This window comes from Sphingobacterium sp. T2 (assembly GCF_000814685.1).
Taxonomy (GTDB): domain Bacteria; phylum Bacteroidota; class Bacteroidia; order Sphingobacteriales; family Sphingobacteriaceae; genus Sphingobacterium; species Sphingobacterium thermophilum.
The window spans coordinates 1-842 of sequence record NZ_JXAC01000306.1; the positions used below are offsets into that span (position 1 = coordinate 1).

The window sequence follows — 842 nt, forward strand, 5'->3', positions numbered from 1 at the left end:
TCAAATAAGTGTCTAACTTTTGGGGCATTTTATGAAGTAAAAACAGAAGTATAATTTCAATTTTAAGTTACGTCTAGTAACCACTATTCTACGAGGTAAAGACAGTATTGGAAGCCTTGCAAAGCGAGAAGGATTAAGTAAATCGAATTTACAATTTTGGCTTAGGCTTTACCAAAATTATGGCAAGCAAGGCTTGCAAGGTGTAGCCAAAAAATCATTCACCATAGAAGAAAAAATCACTATAATTCGAGAATATCATCAGACTGGTATATCTTTGATGGACACCTGTGTTAGGTATTGTATCTCTAATCCTTCTGTCTTGGTGCAATGGAACAAGAAGTTTCAGCGTCATGGATACTCTGGTTTACAAGAGACTCGAGGTCGACCCAGGAAAACTAATACAAAGCAGATGACAAAAAAAAACTAGCATTCCTGGCCTTAAGCCTTCTATGAGTGAAGTAGAAAAGTTACGAATAGAGAATGAATACTTACGTGCAGAGAACGAATTTCCTAAAAAAGTTGGAAGCCTTGGCTCAAAGCAAACAAGCCAAAAAGAAAAAGCAGTAATTATTACTGAGCTGAGGCGTAAACACAAACTAGAATACTTATTGCATATTGCAGAGCTAGCTCGAAGTAGTTATTATTATCATACAAAAAGCGTCTTGTTTTATTGATAAGCATGCTGATTTAGTGAGGCATGTTATAGCATGTTATCAAAAGCATAAAGGTCGATATGGACTATAGACGTGTAACATTATCCCTAAGAAATACGCTAGATAAAGCTGTGAACTATAAGACAATAGCCAAGATAATGAGATTGTTAAAACTCAAAAGTGTAATCC

The 842-nt window shown here is 35.4% G+C and carries 2 protein-coding genes and 1 pseudogene; all 3 read left to right on the top strand.

The genetic code is table 11. From position 1 onward, the window contains the following. Positions 1-52: 52 nt before the first annotated feature. Positions 53-427: pseudogene (locus tag SD31_RS21465) on the top strand (helix-turn-helix domain-containing protein); the annotation flags it as partial. A gap of 22 nt (positions 428-449) precedes the next feature. After that, the gene (locus SD31_RS14415) at positions 450-674 is read left to right on the top strand and encodes a hypothetical protein (RefSeq protein ID WP_039054631.1); all 225 of its coding nucleotides are present in this window, start codon (positions 450-452) and stop codon (positions 672-674) included. Positions 675-733: 59 nt separating this feature from the next. After that, on the top strand, positions 734-842 hold a 109-nt coding region (locus tag SD31_RS21470), incomplete at its 3' end, for an IS3 family transposase (RefSeq protein WP_156138395.1).

Bases quoted from the DNA above. Each gene is read 5' to 3' on its own strand.
- SD31_RS14415 (WP_039054631.1), top strand. From the start codon at position 450: ATGAGTGAAGTAGAAAAGTTACGAATAGAGAATGAATACTTACGTGCA.